At 72.8% G+C, this 21439-nt stretch carries 16 protein-coding genes; 7 read left to right on the plus strand and 9 right to left on the minus strand.

The window, feature by feature from the left end:
• Positions 1–14 precede the first annotated feature (14 nt).
• From L3078_RS41875 to L3078_RS41885, 3 genes are all read right to left on the minus strand, one after another.
• The gene (locus L3078_RS41875; protein WP_239759488.1) at positions 15–2294 is read right to left on the minus strand and encodes a M4 family metallopeptidase; all 2280 of its coding nucleotides are present in this window, start codon (positions 2292–2294) and stop codon (positions 15–17) included.
• Positions 2295–2489: 195 nt separating this feature from the next.
• On the minus strand, positions 2490–3722 hold the full coding sequence (locus L3078_RS41880; protein ID WP_239759489.1) for a hypothetical protein: 1233 nt from the start codon (positions 3720–3722) through the stop codon (positions 2490–2492).
• A gap of 76 nt (positions 3723–3798) precedes the next feature.
• The gene (locus L3078_RS41885; RefSeq protein WP_239759494.1) at positions 3799–4614 is read right to left on the minus strand and encodes an SAM-dependent methyltransferase; all 816 of its coding nucleotides are present in this window, start codon (positions 4612–4614) and stop codon (positions 3799–3801) included.
• A 158-nt stretch (positions 4615–4772) separates the two neighbouring features.
• Here L3078_RS41885 and L3078_RS41890 point away from each other — a divergent pair, with 158 nt between their 5' ends.
• The 4 genes from L3078_RS41890 (at position 4773) to L3078_RS41905 (ending at position 7860) form a co-directional block, all read left to right on the plus strand.
• A complete protein-coding gene (locus L3078_RS41890) occupies positions 4773–4991 on the plus strand; it encodes a hypothetical protein (RefSeq protein WP_239759495.1) in 219 nt (72 codons plus the stop codon).
• A 142-nt stretch (positions 4992–5133) separates the two neighbouring features.
• Entirely contained in the window at positions 5134–5967 is an 834-nt protein-coding gene (locus tag L3078_RS41895) for a class I SAM-dependent methyltransferase (RefSeq protein ID WP_239759496.1), read from the plus strand.
• 261 nt (positions 5968–6228) lie between these two features.
• Complete coding sequence (locus L3078_RS41900) at positions 6229–7302, plus strand: enoyl-CoA hydratase/isomerase family protein (RefSeq protein ID WP_239759497.1); 1074 nt, start codon at positions 6229–6231, stop codon at positions 7300–7302.
• 96 nt (positions 7303–7398) lie between these two features.
• Positions 7399–7860 (plus strand): GNAT family N-acetyltransferase, encoded by a 462-nt coding sequence (locus L3078_RS41905; RefSeq protein WP_239760706.1) that lies wholly within the window; start codon positions 7399–7401, stop codon positions 7858–7860.
• Positions 7861–7897: 37 nt separating this feature from the next.
• Here the strand turns inward: L3078_RS41905 and hemC are convergent, their stop codons facing one another.
• The 4 genes from hemC to L3078_RS41930 all read right to left on the minus strand — a co-directional run bounded on the left by hemC (position 7898) and on the right by L3078_RS41930 (position 14232).
• Positions 7898–8830 carry a hydroxymethylbilane synthase gene (gene hemC, locus L3078_RS41910; protein ID WP_239759498.1) on the minus strand — a complete coding sequence of 311 codons (933 nt, stop codon included), beginning with the start codon at positions 8828–8830 and terminating at the stop codon, positions 7898–7900.
• Between the two features lie 73 nt (positions 8831–8903).
• Positions 8904–11183, minus strand: a complete 2280-nt coding sequence (locus L3078_RS41915) for a bifunctional serine/threonine-protein kinase/ABC transporter substrate-binding protein (protein WP_239759499.1) — start codon at positions 11181–11183, stop codon at positions 8904–8906.
• The gene (locus L3078_RS44695) at positions 11183–13576 is read right to left on the minus strand and encodes a bifunctional serine/threonine-protein kinase/ABC transporter substrate-binding protein (RefSeq protein WP_275593210.1); all 2394 of its coding nucleotides are present in this window, start codon (positions 13574–13576) and stop codon (positions 11183–11185) included. The genes L3078_RS41915 and L3078_RS44695 overlap by 1 nt, the downstream gene beginning before the upstream one ends.
• The gene (locus tag L3078_RS41930) at positions 13576–14232 is read right to left on the minus strand and encodes a hypothetical protein (protein WP_239759500.1); all 657 of its coding nucleotides are present in this window, start codon (positions 14230–14232) and stop codon (positions 13576–13578) included. The genes L3078_RS44695 and L3078_RS41930 overlap by 1 nt, the downstream gene beginning before the upstream one ends.
• A gap of 359 nt (positions 14233–14591) precedes the next feature.
• Here L3078_RS41930 and L3078_RS41935 point away from each other — a divergent pair, with 359 nt between their 5' ends.
• From L3078_RS41935 to L3078_RS41945, 3 genes are read left to right on the plus strand one after another with little or no spacing between them, the layout of a single operon-like run.
• Entirely contained in the window at positions 14592–16172 is a 1581-nt protein-coding gene (locus L3078_RS41935; protein WP_239759501.1) for a phytoene desaturase family protein, read from the plus strand.
• Entirely contained in the window at positions 16169–17002 is an 834-nt protein-coding gene (locus tag L3078_RS41940) for a fatty acid desaturase (protein ID WP_239759502.1), read from the plus strand. The genes L3078_RS41935 and L3078_RS41940 overlap by 4 nt, the downstream gene beginning before the upstream one ends.
• On the plus strand, positions 16995–17618 hold the full coding sequence (locus tag L3078_RS41945; RefSeq protein WP_239759503.1) for a TetR/AcrR family transcriptional regulator: 624 nt from the start codon (positions 16995–16997) through the stop codon (positions 17616–17618). Before L3078_RS41940 ends, L3078_RS41945 begins: the two co-directional genes overlap by 8 nt.
• A gap of 85 nt (positions 17619–17703) precedes the next feature.
• Here the strand turns inward: L3078_RS41945 and L3078_RS41950 are convergent, their stop codons facing one another.
• A complete protein-coding gene (locus L3078_RS41950) occupies positions 17704–19074 on the minus strand; it encodes an MFS transporter (RefSeq protein WP_239759505.1) in 1371 nt (456 codons plus the stop codon).
• A 107-nt stretch (positions 19075–19181) separates the two neighbouring features.
• Positions 19182–21383, minus strand: coding sequence for a SpoIIE family protein phosphatase (locus tag L3078_RS41955; RefSeq protein ID WP_420864146.1), 2202 nt, complete (start codon positions 21381–21383; stop codon positions 19182–19184).
• Between the last annotated feature and the right edge of the window lie 56 nt (positions 21384–21439).

Below are 21439 nucleotides of genomic sequence, written 5' to 3' on the forward strand. Positions count from 1 at the left end.
GCTTCGACGGTGCGTCAGAACGTCAGCTTCCAGCTGTTGATGTAACCGGTGTCGAGGCTGGCCACGTCCTGCACCCGCAGCTTCCAGGTGCCGGCGGCCGTCTCCGAGGAGGCGTCCACCGTGTACGTGGCGACCACGTCGTCCGCCGAGTCGGACGACGAGGAGTTCTTCAGCCGGTACGCGGTGCCGTCCGGGGCCACGAGGTCGACGACCAGGTCACCGCGCCAGGTGTGGACGATGTTCACGTCCACGCTGAGCGTGCTGGGTGCCGCTCCGGCCCGGTTGACGTTGATCGGCGACTCCACGGTGGAGTTGTCGGGGATCTGGTAGTCGGCGGTGTTCTCGAACACCGACTGGTTCCCCTCCTCGTCCACGCGCCAGGCGAAGCTCGCCGTGCCGGTCTCGTCGGCCGCGTCCGTCACGGTGACCGTCACCGTCGAGTTGCCGGCCGTGGTCGGGGCGCCGGAGATCCGGCCCGTGGCGGCGTCGATCGACAGCCCGTCCGGCAGTCCGGTGGCCGCGTACGACAGGGCGCCGGCGTTGGTGGAGGACGCCTGGACGTCCAGCGTGACGGACTGGCCGACCAGGGAGTACTGGGCGGCCGGCGGGACGACCGTCACACCGTCGAGGATCCGCGAACCGACGTTGATCGCGGCCCAGGCGTTGGCGGTGTTGTTGTAGGTCACCGAGCCGAGCCCGTACAGGTCGGCGGCGGCCTGCAGCGTGGCGGTGCGGGCGCCCGCGTAGTTGGTCGTGGACGTCATGTACGTGGTCAGCGCCCGGAACCAGATCTTCTCGGCCGCGTCCCGGCCTATCGGGGTCACCGGCAGCCCGTCGAAGGTCGGCGAGTCGTAGGAGACACCGTTGACGACCTTGGCGCCGCTGCCCTCGGAGGCCAGGTAGTACCAGTGGTTGGCCGGGCCCGAGGAGTAGTGGACGTCGACGTTGCCGAGCGTGGAGGACCAGTAGTCGCGCGAGGAGCCGTCCTTGCTGGGCTTGTCCATGTAACGCAGCGGCGTGCCGTCGCCGTTGATGTCGATCTTCTCGCCGACCAGGTAGTCCCCGACGTCTTCGGGGTTGCCCGCGGCGAACTCGACGGCGGCGGCGAAGATGTCGGAGGTCGCCTCGTTCAACCCACCGGACTCACCGCTGTAGTTGAGGCCCGCGGTGACCGAGGTCAGACCGTGCGTCATCTCGTGCGCGGCAACGTCGATCGAGGTGAGCGGGTTGGCGTTGCCCGAGCCGTCGCCGTACGTCATGCAGAAGCAGGAGTCCTGCCAGAACGCGTTGACGTAGTTGTTGCCGTAGTGCACCCGGCTGTACGGCGCGACGCCGTCGTTGCGCAGGCCGTTGCGGCCGTGCACGTTCTTGTAGTAGTCCCAGGTCAGCGCGGCGCCGTAGTGGGCGTCCGCGCCCGCCGTCTCCAGGTTGGCGGTGGTCCCGTCGCCCCAGACGTCGTCGGAGCCGCTGAAGAGCGTGCCGGTGCCGGAGGAGCCTCGGTTCAGGTTGTACGTGCGGTGGTTGCCCCGGTCCGCGTCGGTCAGCGTGTACGACGAGCCCGACTGGCTGGTGCCGAGGGTGACCGTGCCGCTGTAGCGGGTGTTGCCCGTGCCGGTGTGCACGGCCTCGTACTCGTACAGCTTCTTCCCGGTCTGCGCGTCGGTGATGACGTGCAGCTCACTGGGCGTGTCGTCGTGCTGGAAGCCGCTGACGACGGTCTCGTAGGCGAGGGTCGGCGTGCCCTTCGCGGCCCAGACGACCTTGCGGATGCTGTCCGGAGCGGTCTTGGTGGACCCCTCCTCCTTCGCCGCCTTGAGCGCCTGCTTCTCGGCGGTGGCCCTGCTGACCTCGGCGCTGAGGTCCGACACCTTCAACTCGGGCTTGTAGGCCCGGGTGACGCTCTCGACCGCGCCGGACTTGGCGGCGTGCACGACCAGGTCGCCGCCGAGTACGGGCAGACCGGCGTAGGTGCGCTCGTAGCGGGTGTGCGTGGTGCCGTCGGCGTCCTTGACGACGTCGCGGACCCGCAACTCCTCCTGGCTGCCGAGGTCCAGGCGGTCGGCGGTCGTGTCCGTGGCCTTCTCGGCCTGCCGGACGAGGGTCGCCCGCTGGGCGGGGGTGAGCTGTGCGGGCAGTGACCCGCGGTCCGCCTTGGCCGCCGTGGGACGGGCGGTGCCTTCGCCGCCGTCGCCACGTGCGATCGCGGGGGCGCCCGGGACGGCGACGGCGAGTACCGCCGCCGCGACGACGAGGGCGGCCGTGGCCGTGGTGCGTCTGTGGGGGGTGGATCTCACGCGAACTCCTTTGCTGCGGCCGGTCGGACGAGCGGCCGTACGAAGGCCCCGGTGCACGGGTCGAGGCACCGGGTGGTGCAGGGAGTGCTGCGATGCGGGTGCGCGTGCGCCGTCGTGAGACGGAGTGTGCACAGAGTGACAGATGTGGAGCTCCTGTGTCAGGAGCACAACAAGTGTTTGGCCGGAACCGAACGATCACCGAACGCCGGTGACCAGCCGCTTCCCGGCGGCGGCCCGCACCTCGATCTCCTCCATGGGATCGTCCCGCAACTCCACCAGCCGCTCGGCGACGTGCGGCAGATCGGGCGCGTGGGCGATCCCCAGCAGACGGGCGCCGGATTCGCAGTCCCACAGCGACTCGGTGTGCACGAAGTCGAGTCCGGCCGGCGCGACGGCCGCCAACGCCTTGACCAGGGCGGGCCGTTCGTAGGAGTGCGGGGTGCGCAGCCACAGGCGACGCAGCACCGGCGCCGCCTCGGCGCCCGCCGCGCCGAACCGGGCGATCCCGGCGGCCGGGACGGCGGGGCCGCACCACTGGCGTGCCGCTTCGTGCGCCACGAGTTCCGCGAGGAGTACCGGCAGGTCCCGGAGCGCGCCGTGCTCCGCCAGCACCTGGACGCCGATCCACGACAACCACGGCCGTCCGTCCGCCGCCCAGGCCCGTGCCTCGGGGACGGCGAGCGGGCCGAGCCGCAGGACCGCCGACGTGAGCCCCGGCAGGGGGAGTTCGCCGTTCACCTCCGCAAGGCCCGGCACCAGCGGGAGGAGCCCCGGCTCCGGTGGACGCCCGGCCAGGGAGCGCAGCGCCTCGATCCTGGTGTGACGGGCCGATCCGCCGTCGGCGAGGATCTCCAGCAGTCGGGTACCGCTCGGACCCACGTCGAGCGGGTGCGGCCGTCGCGGGCGGACGGGGGGATGTGTTTCGGCCCCCACGCGCCAGCGCGTCCAGGGCGCGGAGCGCCACAACCGGGGCCGCTCCCCGCCCAGTCGGGCCCGTGCCACGCCCGACAGGTCGTCCCACCACTCGACCGGCCAGGCGTCCGCCACCGACTCCAGCACATCGGTCCAGTGCTCGCCCTCACGGACGTACGCCCGCAACGCCTCGCGCGCCTCGGCCGATCCCGAGAGCGCGAGGAGTTCCAGCATCCTGGTGGCCCGCTCGCAGTCGTCCTCGTCGCCCGCGAGGAGGGCGAGCACGGGGTCCGCGGCGAGCCCCGACTCCCGTATGAGGCGCGCCAGATAGAGAGCGCGGTCGTCGACCACGGTGTCCCACCGCCAGTCCCGCCGCACGACCTCGACGACCGCCGCGGCGGCCTCCTCCGGTGCGTCGAGCGCCCGCAACGCGCCCAGTCCGCGCCCGCGTTGCAGCAACCCCTCCAGCGTGTCCGGAGGGGCGTACACCTGGCCGCCCGCGGCGTCGTCGCTCATCGCCGCGCAGCCTGCCGGAGACGCCCGACCGGCACCACTGGTTTTTCAGCGGCCCCTCACGGCCTGTGGGGGCTCGTCACGGCTTGCGGGCGAGGCCGCCGTGTTCGGCGATGACCTCCGGGGCGGGGTCGGTGACGTCCGGACGCCAGAGCGGGACCGAGACCACGCCGGGGTCGAGGAGTTCCAGGCCGTCGAAGAAGGAGGTGATCTCGTCGACGGTGCGCAGGTTGTACGGAACGGCGCCGCTCTCGTTGTAGCCGTCCTGGGCCTGCTCGAAGACCGGGTCGATGCCCCGCGAACCGTCGTTGATGGAGAGGTAACTCCCGGCCGGCAGCGCCCCCATCAGACGGTCCACGATGGAACGCGCCTGGTCGTGGTCGGCGACGTGGCCCAGGATGTTGCTGAGGATCAGCGCGGTGGGCCGGGTGAGGTCCAGGGTGTCGGCGGCCGCCGCGAGGATGCGGTCGGGGTCGAGCACGTCGGCGTCCACGTAGGCGGTCGCCCCCTCCGGCGTGGAGTAGAGCAGGGCGCGGGCGTGGGCCAGGACCAGGGGGTCGTTGTCGACGTAGACGATCCGGGACTCGGGGGCGATCCGCTGGGCCACCTCGTGGGTGTTCTCGGCGGTCGGCAGACCCGTACCGACGTCCAGGAACTGCCGTATGCCCGCTTCGGCCACGAGGTGGGTGATGTTGCGCCGCAGGAACGCGCGGCTGCTGCGGGCGATGGTCACGATGCCGGGGAACACGGCGGTGTAGGCGTCACCGGCCTGCTCGTCGACGGGGTAGTTGTCCTTCCCGCCCAGCCAGTAGTTCCAGATACGGGCCGAGTGCGGCACCGAGGTGTCGATCTTCTGATGCGCAGCCGGACCCGGCGTGGTCGCGTGGTCGGTCATGTCTACCGTCCGTCTTTCAGCCGAAGCGAGGAGTTCCGGACACAACTTACGTCCCGACACCCCATTTCCGTACGCCAGTTCACCTTTTCCGGAACTTCCGGGCCGGGTTCGCGCGTCCATCGAGTGACGCATCCGGTGCGCGACGGAGGTGGGTTGCCATGACGACGAACGACCCGGGCACGATCGAGACCACGCTGGCCGACGGCAGGCGCATGACCCTGTCGCTGCCTCCGACGGACGCGGGATGGGCCGCCGACGGGATCAAGGCACTGCGCCCCGTTCCGCCCACCCACACCGGCCGAGGAGAGAATCCCCCCGCCCTCCCCGAACGCCCCGCCCTCCCGCTGGAGGTGGCGCTGCTCGGCTTCGGCGCCTGACACCGCACCGGACGACGCCCGCCCCAGCCTTTCCGACACCGGCCGGAGCCGTCGGGGGAGTACGTTGAGGACTTCGACGAGACCCGATGGCTGCGGCCCGCTCCGACACACGGGGCGGCGAGCGGTGGGCAGGGGAGGCGGCGTGCCGGACGCATGGCGGTGGGACCCCACGCTCTTCCGGGGCAGCGCGGCGTACTACGAGCGGGGCCGGCTCCCGTACGCCACCGGATTCGCCGAAGCCCTCGCCGGGGCCCTCGGGCTGGACGGCCGCGGCCGGCTCCTCGACGTCGGCTGCGGACCCGGGATCGTGGTGCTGCCGATGGCGCGGTACGTCGCGGAGGCCGTCGGCGTCGACCCGGACGAGGACATGCTGGCCGAGGCCGAACGCCGGGCCGGACGCCTGGGGGTCACCAACGCGCGCTGGGTGGCCGCCCGCGCCGAGGACCTGCCGGCGGGGTTGGGGACCTTCCGGACCGTCGTGTTCGCACAGTCCTTCCACTGGACGGACCGGGACCAGGTCGCCGCCACCGTGCTGCGGATGCTGGAGCCAGGGGGCGCGTTCGTCCACGTGAGCGACCTGAAGGAGCCGGCTCCCGAGCCGGCGCCGTCGCCCGGCCCGCCGTACGACCGGATCCAGGACCTGGTACGCCGCTATCTGGGACCGGTGCGTCGCGCGGGGCAGGGCGTACTGGTCGACGGCACGCCGGGAGGCGAGGCGGCGATCATCGAGCGCGCCGGGTTCGCCGGTCCCGAGCGACTGGTGGTGCCGGCCGGGGAGGTCGTCACCCGCACCTCGGACGACATCGTGGCGTGGGTGTTCTCCCGCTCCGATTCCGCGCCCCACCTCTTCGGCGACAAGCTCCCGGAGTTCGAACGGGACCTGCGCACGCTACTGACGACGACGGCCCCCGACGGCGGCTTCGCGGAACGCCTCCCGGCGACCGAGATCAGGATCTGGCGGAAGCCCGCGGGGTGAACGGCGCCGCCTTCGACGGCGGCTGTCCGTCGGCGGTCGGCGGCCGGGGATCTCGCTGTCGTAAGGCGAGTACGTGCAGGTAGGCTCGATGGGCCCGGGGTGCCGGCAAGCTCAGGGCGTTGGCGGCGACCGCGCCCGCCTGGCTCCGGCTGGGAGCGGGGTCCGTCTCATGGCGGGCGGTCGCCGGTCCGGAGTCGGAAGGAACCACCAGAGCATGCGTGTCCACGCGAACGTGAACCGACGTCCTACGGGGGCGGACAGGTGAGCGGCGGCGAAGAGCCCGTCCTCCTGCACACCACCGGTCGGGTCGGCCACATCGTCCTCAACCGGCCGAGGGCGCTCAACGCCCTGGACCACACCATGGTGCGGCGCGTCGACGAGGCGCTCACCGCCTGGGAACACGACCCGGCCGTGGAGACCGTCGTCGTCACCGGCGCCGGGGAGCGCGGACTGTGCGCGGGCGGCGACATCCGGGTCGTCCACGACGACGCCCGCGACGGTGACGGCACCGCCTCGGCCGCGTTCTGGCGCGACGAGTACCACCTCAACGCCCGTATCTCCCACTACGCCAAGCCCTACGTCGCCGTCATGGACGGCATCGTGATGGGCGGCGGCGTCGGGATCTCCGCGCACGGCAGCGTCCGGATCGTCACCGAACGGTCGCGGATAGCCATGCCCGAGACCGGCATCGGCTTCGTCCCGGACGTCGGCGGCACCCGTCTGCTGGCCCTCGCGCCGGGCGAACTCGGCACCCTCCTCGCCCTCACCGGCGCGGAGATCGGCGCCGGTGACGCCCTGCTGTGCGGACTCGCCGATCACTACGTGCCGTCCGCGTCGCTCGGCGCGCTCCTCGACGACCTCGCCGAACTGCCTGCCCGGGAGGCCGTGGCACGGCACGTACGGCAGCCGCCCCCCGGTGACCTGGCGGAACGACGGGAATGGATCGACGCCTGCTTCGCCGCCGACACGGCCGAGGAGATCGTCCGACGTCTGCTCGCGCACGGCGACCCGGCGGCGAAGGAGACCGCCGAGACCCTGCTGGCCAAGTCCCCCACCGCCGTCAAGGTCACCCTCACCGCCGTGCGGCGGGCCAGGACCCTCGGCTCCCTGGAAGAGGCGCTGAACCAGGAGTACCGAGTCTCCTGCGCCGCCCTCACCACCCCCGACCTCGTCGAGGGCATCCGGGCCCAGGTCGTCGACAAGGACCGCCGCCCCCGTTGGACCCCGGCCACGCTCGCCGACGTCACCGACGCCGACGTGCACCGCTTCTTCGCCCCGCTGGGCGACCGCGAACTGGGCCTCGCCCCCGGCCGCACCGCACACGACAACACCTAGGCTGCCGACGTGACCCACACCCCCCACAGCCCCGAAGCCCCCGAAGCCCTCCGGATCAGGCCCGGCGGCCCGGGCGACGCACCGGCCATCCTCCGTATGCTCGACTCGGCCGTCGCCTGGATGAACGCGCGCGGCAACACCGAACAGTGGGGCACGATCCCGTACTCGGCGCGCCCCGACGGACCGTCGAGGATCGACCGCTACACGACCGAGAACACCCCGTACATCGCGGAGTGGGACGGCACACCCGTCGGAGCCCTCGTCCTGGACACCGGCCCCAGCCCGCAGATGCCGATCCCGCCGGCCGACGAACCCGAGCGCTACGTCCGCCTCCTCGTCACCGACCGGCGGCACGCCGGTCGCGGCATCGGCGCGGCCCTGCTCTCCCAAGCCGTCGACGAAACCCGCCGGGCGGGCGTGGACCTCCTCCGCGTCGACTGCTGGGCGGGCGAGGGCGGTCGTCTCGTCGCGTTCTACGAACGCAACGGCTTCACCCGGACCACGCCCTTCCGCTCCGGCGCCTGGCCGGGCCAGGTGCTGGCCCGCAGACTCGGCTGACCGGCCGGGCCGGTCGCCGCAGAGGAGCCGGCGCGGATCAGTGCGCGATGCCGTCGATGAGGTCGCGGGCGCCCTGGCGGAGGAGAGCCACCGCTACGGAGGTGCCCAAGGTCGCGGGGTCCAGGCGCCCCGCCCACTCGTGCGCGTTGAGGACCGTCTTGCCGTCGGGGGTGAACACCGAGGCCCGCAGGGAGAGTTCACCGCCGCGGTCCGTGCGGGCGAAGCCGGCGATGGGGCTGTTGCAGTGGCCCTGCAGCACGTGCAGGAACATCCGCTCGGCGAGAGTCTCGCGATGGGTGTCCGGATCGCCGAGCCCACTGACCGTGTCGATGGTGTCGGTGTCGTCCTCCCGGCACTGGAGCGCCAGCACGCCCGCGCCGATGGGCGGCATCATCGTGTCCACGGACAGGATCTCGCTGATCACGTCGGCACGGCCGATCCGCTCCAGCCCGGAGACGGCCAGCAGCAGCGCGTCCGCCTCGCCCGCGGCCAGCTTCTCCAGCCGGCGGTTGGCGTTGCCGCGGAACGGCACACAGTCCAAGTGCGGGTGGGAGGCGGCGAGTTGCGCGGTGCGCCGCACGGAGGAGGTGCCGATACGGGTTCCGGCCGGCAGTTCGTCCAGGGTGCGTCCGGCGGGGTCCACGAGCGCGTCCCGGATGTCGTCCCGCTTCAGGAACGCCGCGAACATCGTGCCCGCCGGGAGGGGCCGGTCGGCGGGGATGTCCTTCACGCAGTGCACGGCGAGATCGGCCTCGCCCGCGACCAGCGCGGCGTCGACCTCCTTGGTGAACGCCCCCTTGCCCTCGACCTGGGAGAGATCGCCCATCCACTTGTCCCCGGTCGTCTTCACGGGGACCACCTCGGTGCGCAACGCCGGGTGGAGCACGGCGAGTTCGGCGCGCACGCGCTCCACCTGCGCCAGAGCCATGGGTGAGTCTCGGGAGACGATACGAATCAGGTCCTGCGACATGAAGGCACGATAGCCCCTCGGGATGGGCCCCGATGACCACTCCGGGCCCCGGTGCCGGGCCAGACCGCCGCCCTCATACGTCCGCCCGCTGGTACTGCCCCAGGAAGTCGAACTCCCCTTCGGCTACGCGGTACAGGAACAACGCGTCGTGGTTGTATCCGCTGTCCGGGGTGTACGCGACGGTCCGGCTGACGCCGGTGTAGGAGACCTCCCGCATCCGGCGCACGATCGCGCCGCGCTCCCGCAGGGCCGCATCCCCGTTCGCGCACGCCTCGGCGAGGAACAGCACCGCGTCGTACGCCTCCGCCGCATACCGGCCCGGCCGCTCCCCGTACCGGGCCTCGTACTTCTCGGTGAACGAGCGCGCCGCCGGGGTCGCCGTCGGATCGATGAAGGTGGTGGCGAGGACCCAGCCGTCGGCCGCTCGGCCCGCGCGCTCCAAGAACCGTGCACCGAAGGCCCGTTGGGTGGCGACCCGGGCTCCCGCGAACCCCGCTTCGCGCAGCGCCGCGGCGAAGGCGCCCGCCCGTTCCTGCCCTCCGCTGAACACGACCGCGTCCGACCCGGACGCGACGACCCGCTCGGCGAGCGCGGTGTGGTCGAACCTCCCGGCAGGGACGCTCGTGAGGCTCATGCCCCTGCCGTCGCGGCCGAGCGCCCGCTGGATGTAGGTGCAGAGCGTCCAGGCGAAGTCGCCCTCGGCCCGGTCCTCGACCAGGAACACCTTGCGGGCGTCGGTCCCGCCCCTGAGATACGCGTTGCACGGCGCGGCGAGCAACTCCTCCTCCGGCGAGAGCTGTGCGTGCGAACGAAGCGTCAACGCCCCGGCGTTCCTGACCTGGGACGACACGCCCACCGACACGGAGACGACGGGCAGGACGGCCTTCGTGTACGTGGTCTCGGCGGCGAGGAAACAGGCGTCCGTGGTCGGTCCCAGCACCGCGAGGACCTGATCGTCCTTCACCAGCCGCTTCGCCCTGTCCAGCGTCCGGTCGGGCTCGCCCCCGTCGTCGTACGCGCGCAGCGTCAGCCGCAGGGGTCGGTCGTCGTCGGCGTTCACCTGCGCCACGGCCAGCCGGGCGCCGTCGAGTTGGGCCCGACCGATCTCGCCGGTCGCGCCGGAGAGGTCGCCCTGGAAGGCCACGACGAGGTCGGCGCGCGGTCCGGACGAGGGCGAGCCTCCCGCGGCGGGCTTCCGTTCGCCCCGGTTGCGCCACCACCACGCGCCGCCGCCGACCGCCAGCAGTCCGGCCGCAGCGCCCGTGGAGCCGAGGGCCAGGAAACCGCGTCGACTCGTGGCCGGGGAGTGCGCCCGCTCCTGAGACGGGGCCGCTGCTGCCGCGTCCCCCAGCGACGTCACCGTCGCCACACCCGGGTCCGCCGCCGACGGTACCGATGCCGATGCCGATGCCGATGCCGATGCCGCCGATGCCGGTGCGGTCACCCGGGTCGGCTCGATCGCCCCCATCGCGAGCACCGCCGCCGACCGCTGTGCGATCAGCCGGGTGACCGGCTCCGGCAGCCACCGCTCCCGAACGGCCAGGGGTACATCAGCCTCCAGCGCCGTACCCACCTCGACGGCGGTCGGCCGGCGTGCCGGATCCTTGTCCAGACACGCCCGTACGACCGGCTCCAGCGCCTCCGGGATCCCGGGCAGCTCCGGCTCGTCGTAGACCGTGCGCAGCAGCACTCCGGCGGCCGCGCCGGCGCCGAACGGCCGTACGCCGGTCGCGGCGAAGGCGAGGACGCAGCCCAGCGAGAAGACATCGCTGGGCGGGCCGATCCCGGACCCGCGCGCCCGCGCCTGTTCGGGCGAGAGGAAGCCCGGCGAGCCCACGATGACGCCGGTGGACGTGAGCGCCGTACCCTCCGGCGTGCGCGCGATACCGAAGTCGATCAGGCGCGGACCGTCCGGGGCCAGCAGCACGTTGCCCGGTTTCACGTCGCGGTGCACCAGTCCCGCGCGGTGGACCGCGTCGAGCGCCTCGGCGAGCCGCAGCCCCAGCACGCACACGGACGCGGGGGACCACGACCCGTGTTCCTCCAGCGCCTCCGAGAGCGAGGGGCCCGGTACGAACGGCGTCGCCAGCCATGGATCCGCCGCGTCGGCGTCCGCGTCCAGCAGGGGGACCACCCAGGGGCTGTCCACCTGCCGGGCCACCTCGATCTCCCGGCGGAACCGCGCCCGGAACCCCGCGTCGTCGGCGTGGGAGGCCCGCACGACCTTGACCGCGGCGAACGCCCCGCCGGGCGCGCGGGCCAGGAAGACGACGCCCATGCCGCCGGCACCGAGCCGCCGCAGCAGACGGTAGTCGCCCAGCCGCGACGGATCGGCGGTGCGCAGCGGCTCCATCAGGTGACCAGCGGCGCCGGACCGCCGTACACGAACGCTCCGTTCTCGACGCGCCAGAGGTAGCCGCCGGTGCCGTCGATGACCGGCAGTCCGTTCTTCTGGAACCCGTACGTCCGGGTGACACCCTGGTACTTGGCGGCCCGCAGCGCGCCGAGCAGCTCCTCCCGGGTACGACTCCTGGACGGGAGGTCCGCGAGGGACGTGAGCACCATCGACGTCACGTCGTAGGCCTCCGCCGCGTACCGGGGCGGCGCCTTCTTCCACCGCTCGCGGTAGGCGTCCGTGAACGCCTTGGCCTCGGGGACGCCCGCCGCGTCGACGACCGGCGCGACGATCGTCCACCCGTCGGCGGCTTCCTTCGCCGCCGAGAGGAAGCGGGGGTCGAGCAGGGCCGGTCCGGCGGCGCGGGCACCGGTGAAACCGCGCTCGCGCAGGGTCCGGGCGAACGACGCGGCCCGGTCGGACAGTCCGGCGAAGGCGAACGAGTCGATGTCGGCGGCCAGCAGGTCGTCCACGGTGTCCCCGAAACCGGTCCGCATGGTGCTGACCACGCGGGGCACGTACGGCTGACCGGCGGTCCGCAGTTGTTTGCTCAGGTTGGCGCTGACCTCCCAGCCGTAGTTGTCGGACGCCCGGTCGACGACCACCCCGACCCTGCGCGGCCGGGTGCTCCTCAGGTAGGCGTCCATGTAGAACGACAGCAGGGAGTCGGGCAGGCGCGCGTGCAGGAACGAACGGAAGCCCTGCACGGACAGGCCGATGGCGCCGGGGGACACGGCGAGCACGGGCAGCAGGGCGGCGTCGTAGGCCGCGAGCGCGGACTGGGCGGTCGCGTCCGTGGTCGGGCCGACCACGGCGAGTACGGCGGGGTCGTCGGCGAGCCGCTTCGCCACCCGGGCGGACTCGGCGGGGTCGCCGGCGTCGTCCTCGGCCCGCACCTCCACCTGGAACGGCGCGTCGCGGCGGGCGTTGAACTCCGCGACGGCCAGCCGCAGTCCGTTCTCCTGGGCCCTGCCGGTGTCCCGCTGGTCGCCGCTGAGGTCGCCGTGCAGCGCGACGATGTGGGCGGGCCGCCGCGAGGAGGCGGACGCGGACGGCTTCTCGTCCCCCGAACCGCCATCGCCCCGGCCCACGGCCCACCAGGTCGCCCCGCCCCCTGCGGCGAGCAGCACACCGGCGCCGGCGAGGAGGACGCGCCGCCTCGCGGGGGTGTCACGGGTACCGGTGGCCGCCACGGGCACGGTGTCGTCGGAGCCGGAGCCGGAGCCGGAGCCGGAGCCGGAGCCGGAGCCGGAGCCGGAGCCGGAGCCGGAGCCGGAGCCGGAGCCGGAGCCGGAGCCGGAGCCGGAGTCAGTTCGGGCGTGGGCGTTGGTGTCGGCATCGGACGTCGTGGGCGTGATGGCGTCGGCGGCGGATATCTCGGTGCGGTCGATGTCCGGCAGCGCGAGCGCCTCGGTCGAGCGCCGGGCGATCAGCCGGACCACCTCGTCGGGCAGCCAGGGCTCGAAGGCGCCGCCGGAACCGCCGCCGGGAGCGTCCGAGGGCGGGACCGGCGCTTCGTCGTGGGCCGCGTCCCGCTCCGCCTCGGCGGGCAGCAGCTCCCGTATCAGCTCCGCCACCTCGGGGCGGTCGGCCGGGTCCTTCTCCAGGCAGCGCGCCAGCAGTTCGGCGAGCGGTGCCGGTACGCCGTCGAGGTCGGCCGGGTCGTGCACGGCCCGGTAGAGGAGGGCGTCGAGCGCCCCCGTACCGAACGGCGGCCGGCCCGTCGCCGCGAACGCCAGGACGCAGCCGAGGGAGAACACATCGCTGGGCGCGTCGATGGTCCGGCCGCCACGCCCTTCGGCCTGTTCCGGGGAGAAGTAGCCGGGCGTCCCGACGACGAGCCCCGTCGCGGTGAGTCCGCTGTCCTCGGGCGCCCTGGCGATGCCGAAGTCGATGAGCCGGGGACCGTCCGCCGCCAGCAGGACGTTCCCGGGCTTGAGGTCCCGGTGGACCAGCCCCGCCCGGTGGACCTCGCCCAGTGCCTCCGCCAGCCGGCCCCCGAGGACCCGCAGCCCGTGCTCGCCGAGCGGCCCGTGCGCGGCCACGGCCTCGGCCAGGGAGGGACCGGGCACGTACGCCGTCGCCAGCCACGGCGCCTCCGCGTCCGCGTCGGCGTCCATCAACGGCACCGCCCAGGGACTGCTGACCCGCCGGGCCACCCCCACCTCGCGCCGGAACCGCTCACGGAAACCCGAGTCCTCGGCGTACTCCGCGGCCAGCACCTTCAGCGCGACCAGCGAACCGGCCGGCGTACGGGCGAGGTACACCACGCCCATACCGCCGGCGCCGAGCCGGCCGAGCAGCCGGTGGTCGGCGATCCGTGCCGGGTCGGACGAACGCAGTCGCTCCATCAGCCCTCGCCTCCGCCCAGCTCGTGTTCCACCCGGTCGAGCATGGTGGTGGTCCCCCGCGTCATGAACTGCTCCAGTTCGTCGACGGTGTAGCCCTCGGCGCCCTTGATCGACACCGTCATGGTGACCGTGCCGAGCCGGAGGATCATCCAGCGGTAGTCCGCCTTGCCGGTGCCGGTGCCGGTGCTGGTGCCGGTTCCGGTTCCGGTTCCGGTTCCGGTGAGATAGACGCCCGTCTCCAGGACCGAGTCGTCGGCGTAGTTGTTGCCGCGCGTACCGCGCGGGGTGCCCACGGACATCAACTGGGCGATCCGCTCGTCGGCGCGGACCTGCTGCTCGGGGCAGCGCAGCGCCTCCTCCAAGGTCGCGGACACATGGTCGTCGGCGTCGAGCACCGCCGTGTGCACCGTCACCGTCGCGGTCACCTTGACCGTGCCGCGCTTTCCGGTGCCGGGCAGTTGGCTGTACAGGGAGAGGGAGGCCAGTACGTCGTCGGGGAGCGCCCGGCGCTGCCACCGGCACTGGTCGTCGAGCACGGCGATGGTTCCCTCGGCACTGCGGGCGAGCGGCTGGGCCTCGAAGCCCGCGCCCCAGTCCCGCGGCCGCATCGCGACGGCCTCCGCCAGCGCGGCGCCGTCCTTCCTCGCACGCGGCACGCGATCCGGGTCCGCCGCGAACGGTGTGGCGGACGGTGTCGCCGTCGGCGACGCGGAAGCGGAGGGCGTCGACGACCCGGAGGCCCTGGGTTCGGACTTGCCCGCGTGCTCCGCGGCCCCCGCGCTGCAACCGCCCAGGAACACCGCCGCCGCGGCCCCCGACGCGGCGGCCCTCAGCCGCCAACCACTGCTTCGTCCAGCTGTTTTGTCGTCCAACACCCGCCCCCTCCACCGCGGTACCCCGTGTGTGACCGGTGATCGTACAGAGGTACGCAATCCAGGCGGGAGCGGTTCCCGCGAGTCTCTTCGCACACGCCCGACCCATTGACGCGGAGCATGAACTGCCGCACTCTGAACGAATGTTCAGAACGAACGTTCAGAACGACGGTTGGACGGCGGCCAGTTGCGGTGACGGGCACGCGGTCGACCGTGCACACGGTCGTTGCGGTGGCCGCGCCGAGGTGGTGGTGATCGGCGGCGGGATGGCGGGCATGGCCACGGCGCTGCGGCTGCAGCGGGCGGGGCTGTCCACGATCGTGCTGGAGGCGCACGGACACGCGGGCGGCTGCGCCGGCTACTACCGCAAGCGCGGCTTCTCCTTCGACGTGGGCGCGACGACGCTCGTCGACTTCGGCCCCCGAGGCGTCGGCGGCGAACTCCTCGCCACCGTCGCGATTCCACCCCTGGACGCCGAGGAACTCCCGGGCTATCGCGCTTATCTGCCGGACCGTCAGGTAGTGCTCCACCGCGACCGGGCCGCCTGGCACGCCGAACGGCTGCGCGTCCTCGGCGACAGCGAACGGCACCGCGCGTTCTGGGACCTGCTCGACCGGCTCGCCGACACCTTCTGGCGGGCCAGCCGGGCGGGCGTACGGCTGCCGATCCGCGGTCCCGCCGGTGCCCTGCACGACCTACGGGCGGTGGGTTGGACGGGGCTCCCGTACGCCCGCCATCTGAACCGGACCCTGGGTGACGCGCTGCGCGACCACGGTCTGCGCACGGACGCCGCGCTGGTCGGACTGCTCGCCATGCTGGTCGAGGACACCGTCCACACAGGGGTCGACGACGCGCCCCTCATCAACGCGGCGCTCGGGGTGACCATCCGGGGCGCCGGCCTCAGCAGACACCACGGCGGTATGCACGGCTTCTGGCGTGTGCTGGTCGCCCACTACCGCGCGCTGGGCGGCACACTCCGGACCGCCTGCCGGGTCTCCCGGGTCCAAGGCTCGCCCGGCGCCTACGAGGTGACGACACGTCAAGGCACCTTCCAAGCGGGGCGGATCGTGTGCGCGGTCCCGGTGGCCGCCACCGCGACGATCTGCGCCGGGCTGCCGGTGGCCCGCAGGCTGCGCCCCTACCTGGAACGCGACGCGGACGCCCTCGGCGGCGCGGTCGTCACGTTCCTCGGCGTGCCCGAATCCGAAGTCGCCGACCCGGAAATGACGCATCATCAGCTACTGCACTCCTACGACCGACCCCTGGGCGACGGCAACAACATGTTCGTCTCCGTCTCGGCGCCCGGCGACACCCTCAGCGCACCGCCCGGCCATCGGGCCGTGATGCTCTCGACCCACACCGACCTCGCCGACTGGCGCGACCTCGACCTGGCGGAGTACGGGCAACGCAAGAAGGAGGCCGGCGAGCGACTCGTCGCCCTCGCGCGGCGCGCGTACCCACGGCTCGGGGAGCGGGCCGTGTTCACCGAGACGGGCACGCCCCGCAGCTACGCACGGTTCGCCTGCCGCCCGGAGGGCGCGGTCGGCGGCGTACGCCAGCGCCTGGCCAACACCAACCAGCGCGCCGTACCGCACGATCTCGGTGGGCCCGGCCTGTGGCTGGTCGGCGACACCACCTGGCCCGGCCTCGGCACGGTCGCCTGCGTGCTGGGCAGCCGCATCGTCGCCGAGGGACTGCTGAAGGAGAGGAGACGCGCGCGATGACCGCGTCCGACGACCCCGGCCCGACCGGTTCGAACGGCCCGGCCCCGGGCCTGCCCACCCTCGCCGAACTCGGCGACGACCTGCTCGTCACCACGCGCCGGCAGCGGATCGTCGCGCTGGCCCGCCCGGGCGCCGGAGTTCTGCTGTTCACGGGTGCGGTGTGGCTCGGCTGGTGGTGGCTGACGCCCCTGATCGTGTTCGGGATCTTCGTCGCGGTCGTGACCGTCACCCATGACGTGGTGCACCGCACGATCGGCCTGTCCCCGCGGGCCACCGACTGGGCGCTGTTCGCGATGGGGCTGGCCCTGCTGGAGAGCGGGCACGCCTACCGGGCCACGCACACCCAGCACCACCGCCTCTTCCCGCACCCCGACGACCCGGAGGGCTACCCCGCCGAACTGTCCCTCCTGGGCGCGGTCTGCTACGGCCCCGTCTTCCTCGTACGCCTCTGGCTCTGGTCCTACCGGCGGGGCCGCGACCGCCGCTGGCTGCTGGCGGAGGCGGCGGCCCCGTTCGCCGCGCTCACCGGGGGAGTGCTGCTCCTGCCGTACACGCCGGGACCGCTGCTCTATACGGTGATGGCGATCGTCGGCAGCTGGGTGTACCCGCTGCTGACGGTGTATCTGCCGCACCACGACTACGGAGACACCCCGTTGACGCAGACCCGCACCCTGCGCGGGAGGATCATCCCCGCCGTCTTCCTGGAACTCACGTACCACCTGGAACACCACCTGTACCCGAGGGTGCCCAGTCACCACCTGCCGGAGCTGGCCCGCAGACTCGAAGGCCACTTCGCCGCGCGCGGGGTACGGCCGGTGCGCGTTGTCTGAGCACCGAGGCCCCCGGGGCACCCGTGACCGGGTGCTGGAAGCCGCTCTCGCGTGTCTGGTCCGCCACGGCTACGGCGGGACCACCGCGCGGGCGATAGCCCAGGTCGGCGGCTTCGCGCCCGGGGTGATCTACTACCACTTCGCGGATCTGGACGACCTGTTGGTGGCCGCGCTGGAACGGACCAGCGGGGCCCGCGTCGACCGCTACCGTGCCGAACTGGCCGGCCTCGACCGCGCCGTGCCCGTGGTCGCACGGCTGCGCGAGCTGTACGACGAGGACAGTGAGACCGGGCACATCGCCGCCGTGCAGGAGCTGTACGCCGGGGCGCGGCCCGGAACACGGCTGGCCGCCCAACTGGCCCTGGAGACAAGGAAATGGGAGGACCTGGCCGAGGAACGGCTCACGGTCCTCCTGCGCGGCAAACCCCTCGGGTCCGTGGTCCGGGTGCGGGTCCTGGCCGGTGCGGCCGTGGCCTTCTACCTCGGCATGGAGACCCTCACCCATCTCGACGGCGACCGCTCCCGTCCGGAGACCCTGTTCGCCCAGGGGGCCCGCCTCGCCGCGATCTTCGACCGTGTGCCCCGTATGAGACGACGCGCACGCGGGGTGAGATGAGCAAGGGGGCCCTGAGTCGCCGGCCTGGTTGTCTACGGGTGCTGGGCTTCGGGTGCGGTGAGGTGGGCTGCGGTGTCCGGGGTCCCTACCGGGTCTCGCCGGTCGCCAACCGCCCCTTCGCGAGGGCGGATTCACCGGAGTCCGAGCCGGAGTCTGCATCGGACTCCGAGTCAGCGCCTCCGCCGTTCCTGCGGATCAGCGCCACCCCCAGCACCGCGAGGAGCGAGGCCGCCGACAGTGTGTACAGGCCCCCGTTCGTCGTGCCGGTGCTGTCCTTGAGGTAGCCGAAGAGCGTGGGGGAGACGAAACCGCCGAGGTTTCCGATGGAGTTGACGACCGCGAGCCCCGGCGCCGCGATCCTCAGGTCGAGTCCCGACTGCGCCATCGGCCAGAACAGGGTGGCCGCGCACTTGCCGCCCACCGCGGCGAGCGTGATGGCCGCCAGCCCGAACCAGGGGGAGCCCAGCGTCGCCAGGAAGGTGCCCGTGGCCGACAGGGTCAGCGCGACCGCGAGATAGGGGCGACGGTCGGGGGCCCGGTCGGTGAACCGGCTCATCGAGTACATGGCGATCACCGCGCAGATCCAGGGGATCGCCGACAGCAGACCGATCTGGAACGGCGACAGCCCGCCGATCTCCTCGACCAGACTCGGCAGCCAGAAGGTGATCGCGTACCCGGTGAGGGCCATCGCGAAGAACACCGAGGTCAGCAGCGCGACCTGAGGGTGGATCAGCAGCTTGATCCGCGACACCCTCGGGGCCCGGCTGCGCGCCTCCTCGTCCCGGGCTACCGCCGCGCTCAGCGCGTCCTTCTCCTCCGCCGTGAGCCACGGGGCGTCCTGGATGCGGGAGATCAGGAAGAAACCGGCGACGAAGCCGACGACGATCGACAGCAGCCCTTCGAGTGCGAACATCCAGCGCCACCCGGCGAACCCGCCCACCCCGTGCAGTTCCAGCAGCGCGCCCGTGATCGGCCCGGTCACGATGTACGCGGTGGCGGAGCCGCCCAGGAAGATCGCGCTCGCCCGGCCCCGGCTGGAGTCCGGCAGCCACTGCGTGAAGTAGAGCAGGACGCCGGGGAAGAAGCCGGCCTCCGCGACACCGAGCAGGAAGCGCAGCCCGTAGAACATCCATACGTTGTGGATGAAGCACATCGCCACGATCACCAGACCCCAGGTGATCATGATGCGGGTCAGCCAGACCCGGGCGCCGAACCGCTCCAGGAGCATGTTGCTCGGCACCTCGAAGAGGGCGTACCCGATGAAGAACAGGCCCGCCCCGAGCCCGTACGCGGTGGCGCTCACCCCGACGTCGGCCCGCAACTCGTCCTGGACGAAACCGACGTTGGTCCGGTCCATCTGGTTGATGAGCAGCATCAGGACGAGGATCGGCAGCATGCGGCGCAGGAACTTGCTGACCGCACGCCGCTCGGCATCGGGTATGAGGACTTCTGACATCGTTGTCTCCCTCCGGCAGTTCATGTATCTGAACAGCCGTCACGTACGTAGGAATGGCGGGAACCTTACGGAGGGCTCGCTTCCGGGTCAATGGGTTGATCCGGCAATCACGTATGTGAACTGGGGTGGAGAAGGAGCAGCGCGATGTCGTCGCTGCGCGGCGCGGAGCGACGGGCGTGCTGGACGAGGGAGTCGGCGACGGCGTCCATGGCGTGCGGGCCGGAGGGATCCGAGCGCGCGAGGGCCCCGGCCAGGTCGTCCACCGCGTCCTCGATGTCGGTGCCGGGGGCCTCGACGAGCCCGTCCGTGTAGAGGGCCAGCACGGAGCCGGACGGCAGCGGGATCTCGGTGGACGCGTAGTCGGCGTCGGCGTCGATGCCGAGGAGGAGCCCCGGGGGCAGGCGGAGGGGTTCGGTGCGGCCGTCGGGGTGCCGCAGCAGCGGGGGCGGATGCCCGGCACCGGCGACGCAGGCGGTGTGCGCGGCAAGGTCGAGGTGGACGTAGAGGCAACTGGTGAACAGGTCGGGGTCGAGGTCGGTCAGGAGCCGGTTGGTCCGGGTGAGCACCTCGTCGGGGGCCGCGCCGGCGGTCGCGTGGACGGCGGTGCGGACCTGCCCCATCAGCGCCGCGGCGTTGACGTTGTGCCCCTGCACGTCCCCGATGGCGGCGGCGGCCGTGGTGGGGCCGAGCCGGATGAGGTCGTAGAAGTCGCCGCCGACGTCCATGCCACGGGTGGCCGGGAGGTAGCGCGCGGCCACGTCCAGCCCGGCGACCCGGGGGAGGGTGTGCGGCAACAGCCCGGCCTGGAGGTCGTGGGCGATCCGGTGCTTGGTGTCGTACAGCCGGGCCCGGTCCAGGGCCTGGGCGATCAGCCCTGCGGTGGAGGTGAGGACGGCGCGCTCCTCCGGCGGGAAGGGGTGGGGCTGTGCGTAGGCCAGGACGAGGGAGCCGACCGGACGCCCCGAGGTGATCAGCGGCAGGAAGGCCCAGGCGCCCATCCCGTCCTGGAGGACGGCCGGCGGATAGGCCCGCTGCAACTCGGCGAACGTGGCGAAGAAGGCGGGCACGCCCGTGGTGAGCGTGTGCACGGCGGGGGTGTCCGAGGTGAGCGAGGCGGCGTCGAAGCGTTCCATCAACTCGGCGGTGTAGCCGCGGTAGCCGATGATCCGCAGCCGGCCGTCCTCCGCCGTCATCAGGGCCAGCGCGGCCGCGCCGAACGCCGGCAGGAGCTGGTCGGCGGCCTGGTCGACCACGTCACGCACACCGACCGCCTCGGTGAGCGTCGCCGCCAGGTGCATCAGGTGGTACAGGTTCGTGGCCCGCCCCGTCGCCGGAGGGTCGGGCGGAGGTGACCCGGCGGGCGACACCGGCGCGTGGGCGTGCGCCGAGTGGGTGGGCGCGATCCGCACGCTGATGCCGGAGGCGTCCGGCATGAGGCGGAAGGACAGCCACCGGTCGGGCGGGCGCAGGGCGATGAACGACACCGTCTCGCGGCTGAGCATGGCGGCGCGGTAGCTGTCCTCGGCGATCGGGTCGGCCAGCCAGCGCAGCGCCTCCCACGGCTTGGCGCCGAGCAGCTCGGGGATGTCGGCGCCGAGCAGCTCCGCGGCCTCGGTGTTGAGGAAGGTGATCCGCCCGTCCACGTCCAGCGAGCAGGAGCCGCCGGGGAGGCGCTCGGCGAAGTCGACCGCGGCCTGCGCCTCGGCCGGACCCGCGAGCCTGCGCCGCAGCGGGGGCAGCATCACCGGCTCGGCGGCGGGCCGTACCCGGTGACCGCTGTCCGCCGCCTTCCGCAGGAGCAGGCCCAGCCGGTGACAGGCGCCGGCGATTGCCTCCCGCTCCCGGGGGCTCGGCCGCGACGGGTGGGAGGCCGGCCACTGCAGCACCAGACCGCCCCAGACGTCCGGGCCCGTGGTGATGGGGGCGGCGGCGAGCGTGAAGCGGTACGGCACGACCAGCGCCATCCGTGGATAGTGACGCGCCAGCTCCTCCTGGCCGCTCATCCACACCAGCCGCCGCTCCCGCACGGCGTCGGAGACCGGGGAGGGCGTCTTCAACGCCACCCGCGCCCAGGGCATGGAGATCTCCCAGGGGACCCCGCCCAGCACCGCCAACTGCAGCAGCGGCTCGTCCGGCAACAGCAGATACACCGCCGCCACCGAGGTGCCGCTCTCCCGGGCGACCTCGATCAGGGCGGTCTCCAGCAGCTCCGGACCGACGGCACCGCTACCAGGCACGTCCTCACCCGCCCCGGACCGGTCCGGAGGAGCGAGCGGGCACCCGCCGATCGTCACCCATATGCGGACCATACGCCCACGACGGGACGGCAGCATGCGGGTGGGACGCGTCGCCGGGGCGGGGCGGG

Origin of the sequence: Streptomyces deccanensis, from assembly GCF_022385335.1 — a bacterium.
Lineage (GTDB): Bacteria > Actinomycetota > Actinomycetes > Streptomycetales > Streptomycetaceae > Streptomyces > Streptomyces deccanensis.

What these genes read in the sequence shown, in the direction of transcription:
- L3078_RS41885 (WP_239759494.1), bottom strand. Translation starts at nt 4,614, where the DNA reads ATGACCGACCACGCGACCACGCCGGGTCCGGCTGCGCATCAGAAGATC.
- L3078_RS41915 (WP_239759499.1), bottom strand. Translation starts at nt 11,183, where the DNA reads ATGGAGCCGCTGCGCACCGCCGATCCGTCGCGGCTGGGCGACTACCGT.
- L3078_RS41935 (WP_239759501.1), top strand. Translation starts at nt 14,592, where the DNA reads ATGTTCAGAACGAACGTTCAGAACGACGGTTGGACGGCGGCCAGTTGC.
- L3078_RS41940 (WP_239759502.1), top strand. Translation starts at nt 16,169, where the DNA reads ATGACCGCGTCCGACGACCCCGGCCCGACCGGTTCGAACGGCCCGGCC.
- L3078_RS41955 (WP_420864146.1), bottom strand. Translation starts at nt 21,383, where the DNA reads ATGGTCCGCATATGGGTGACGATCGGCGGGTGCCCGCTCGCTCCTCCG.
- L3078_RS44695 (WP_275593210.1), bottom strand. Translation starts at nt 13,576, where the DNA reads ATGGAGCGACTGCGTTCGTCCGACCCGGCACGGATCGCCGACCACCGG.
- L3078_RS41890 (WP_239759495.1), top strand. Translation starts at nt 4,773, where the DNA reads ATGACGACGAACGACCCGGGCACGATCGAGACCACGCTGGCCGACGGC.
- hemC (WP_239759498.1), bottom strand. Translation starts at nt 8,830, where the DNA reads ATGTCGCAGGACCTGATTCGTATCGTCTCCCGAGACTCACCCATGGCT.
- L3078_RS41880 (WP_239759489.1), bottom strand. Translation starts at nt 3,722, where the DNA reads ATGAGCGACGACGCCGCGGGCGGCCAGGTGTACGCCCCTCCGGACACG.
- L3078_RS41950 (WP_239759505.1), bottom strand. Translation starts at nt 19,074, where the DNA reads ATGTCAGAAGTCCTCATACCCGATGCCGAGCGGCGTGCGGTCAGCAAG.
- L3078_RS41905 (WP_239760706.1), top strand. Translation starts at nt 7,399, where the DNA reads ATGCTCGACTCGGCCGTCGCCTGGATGAACGCGCGCGGCAACACCGAA.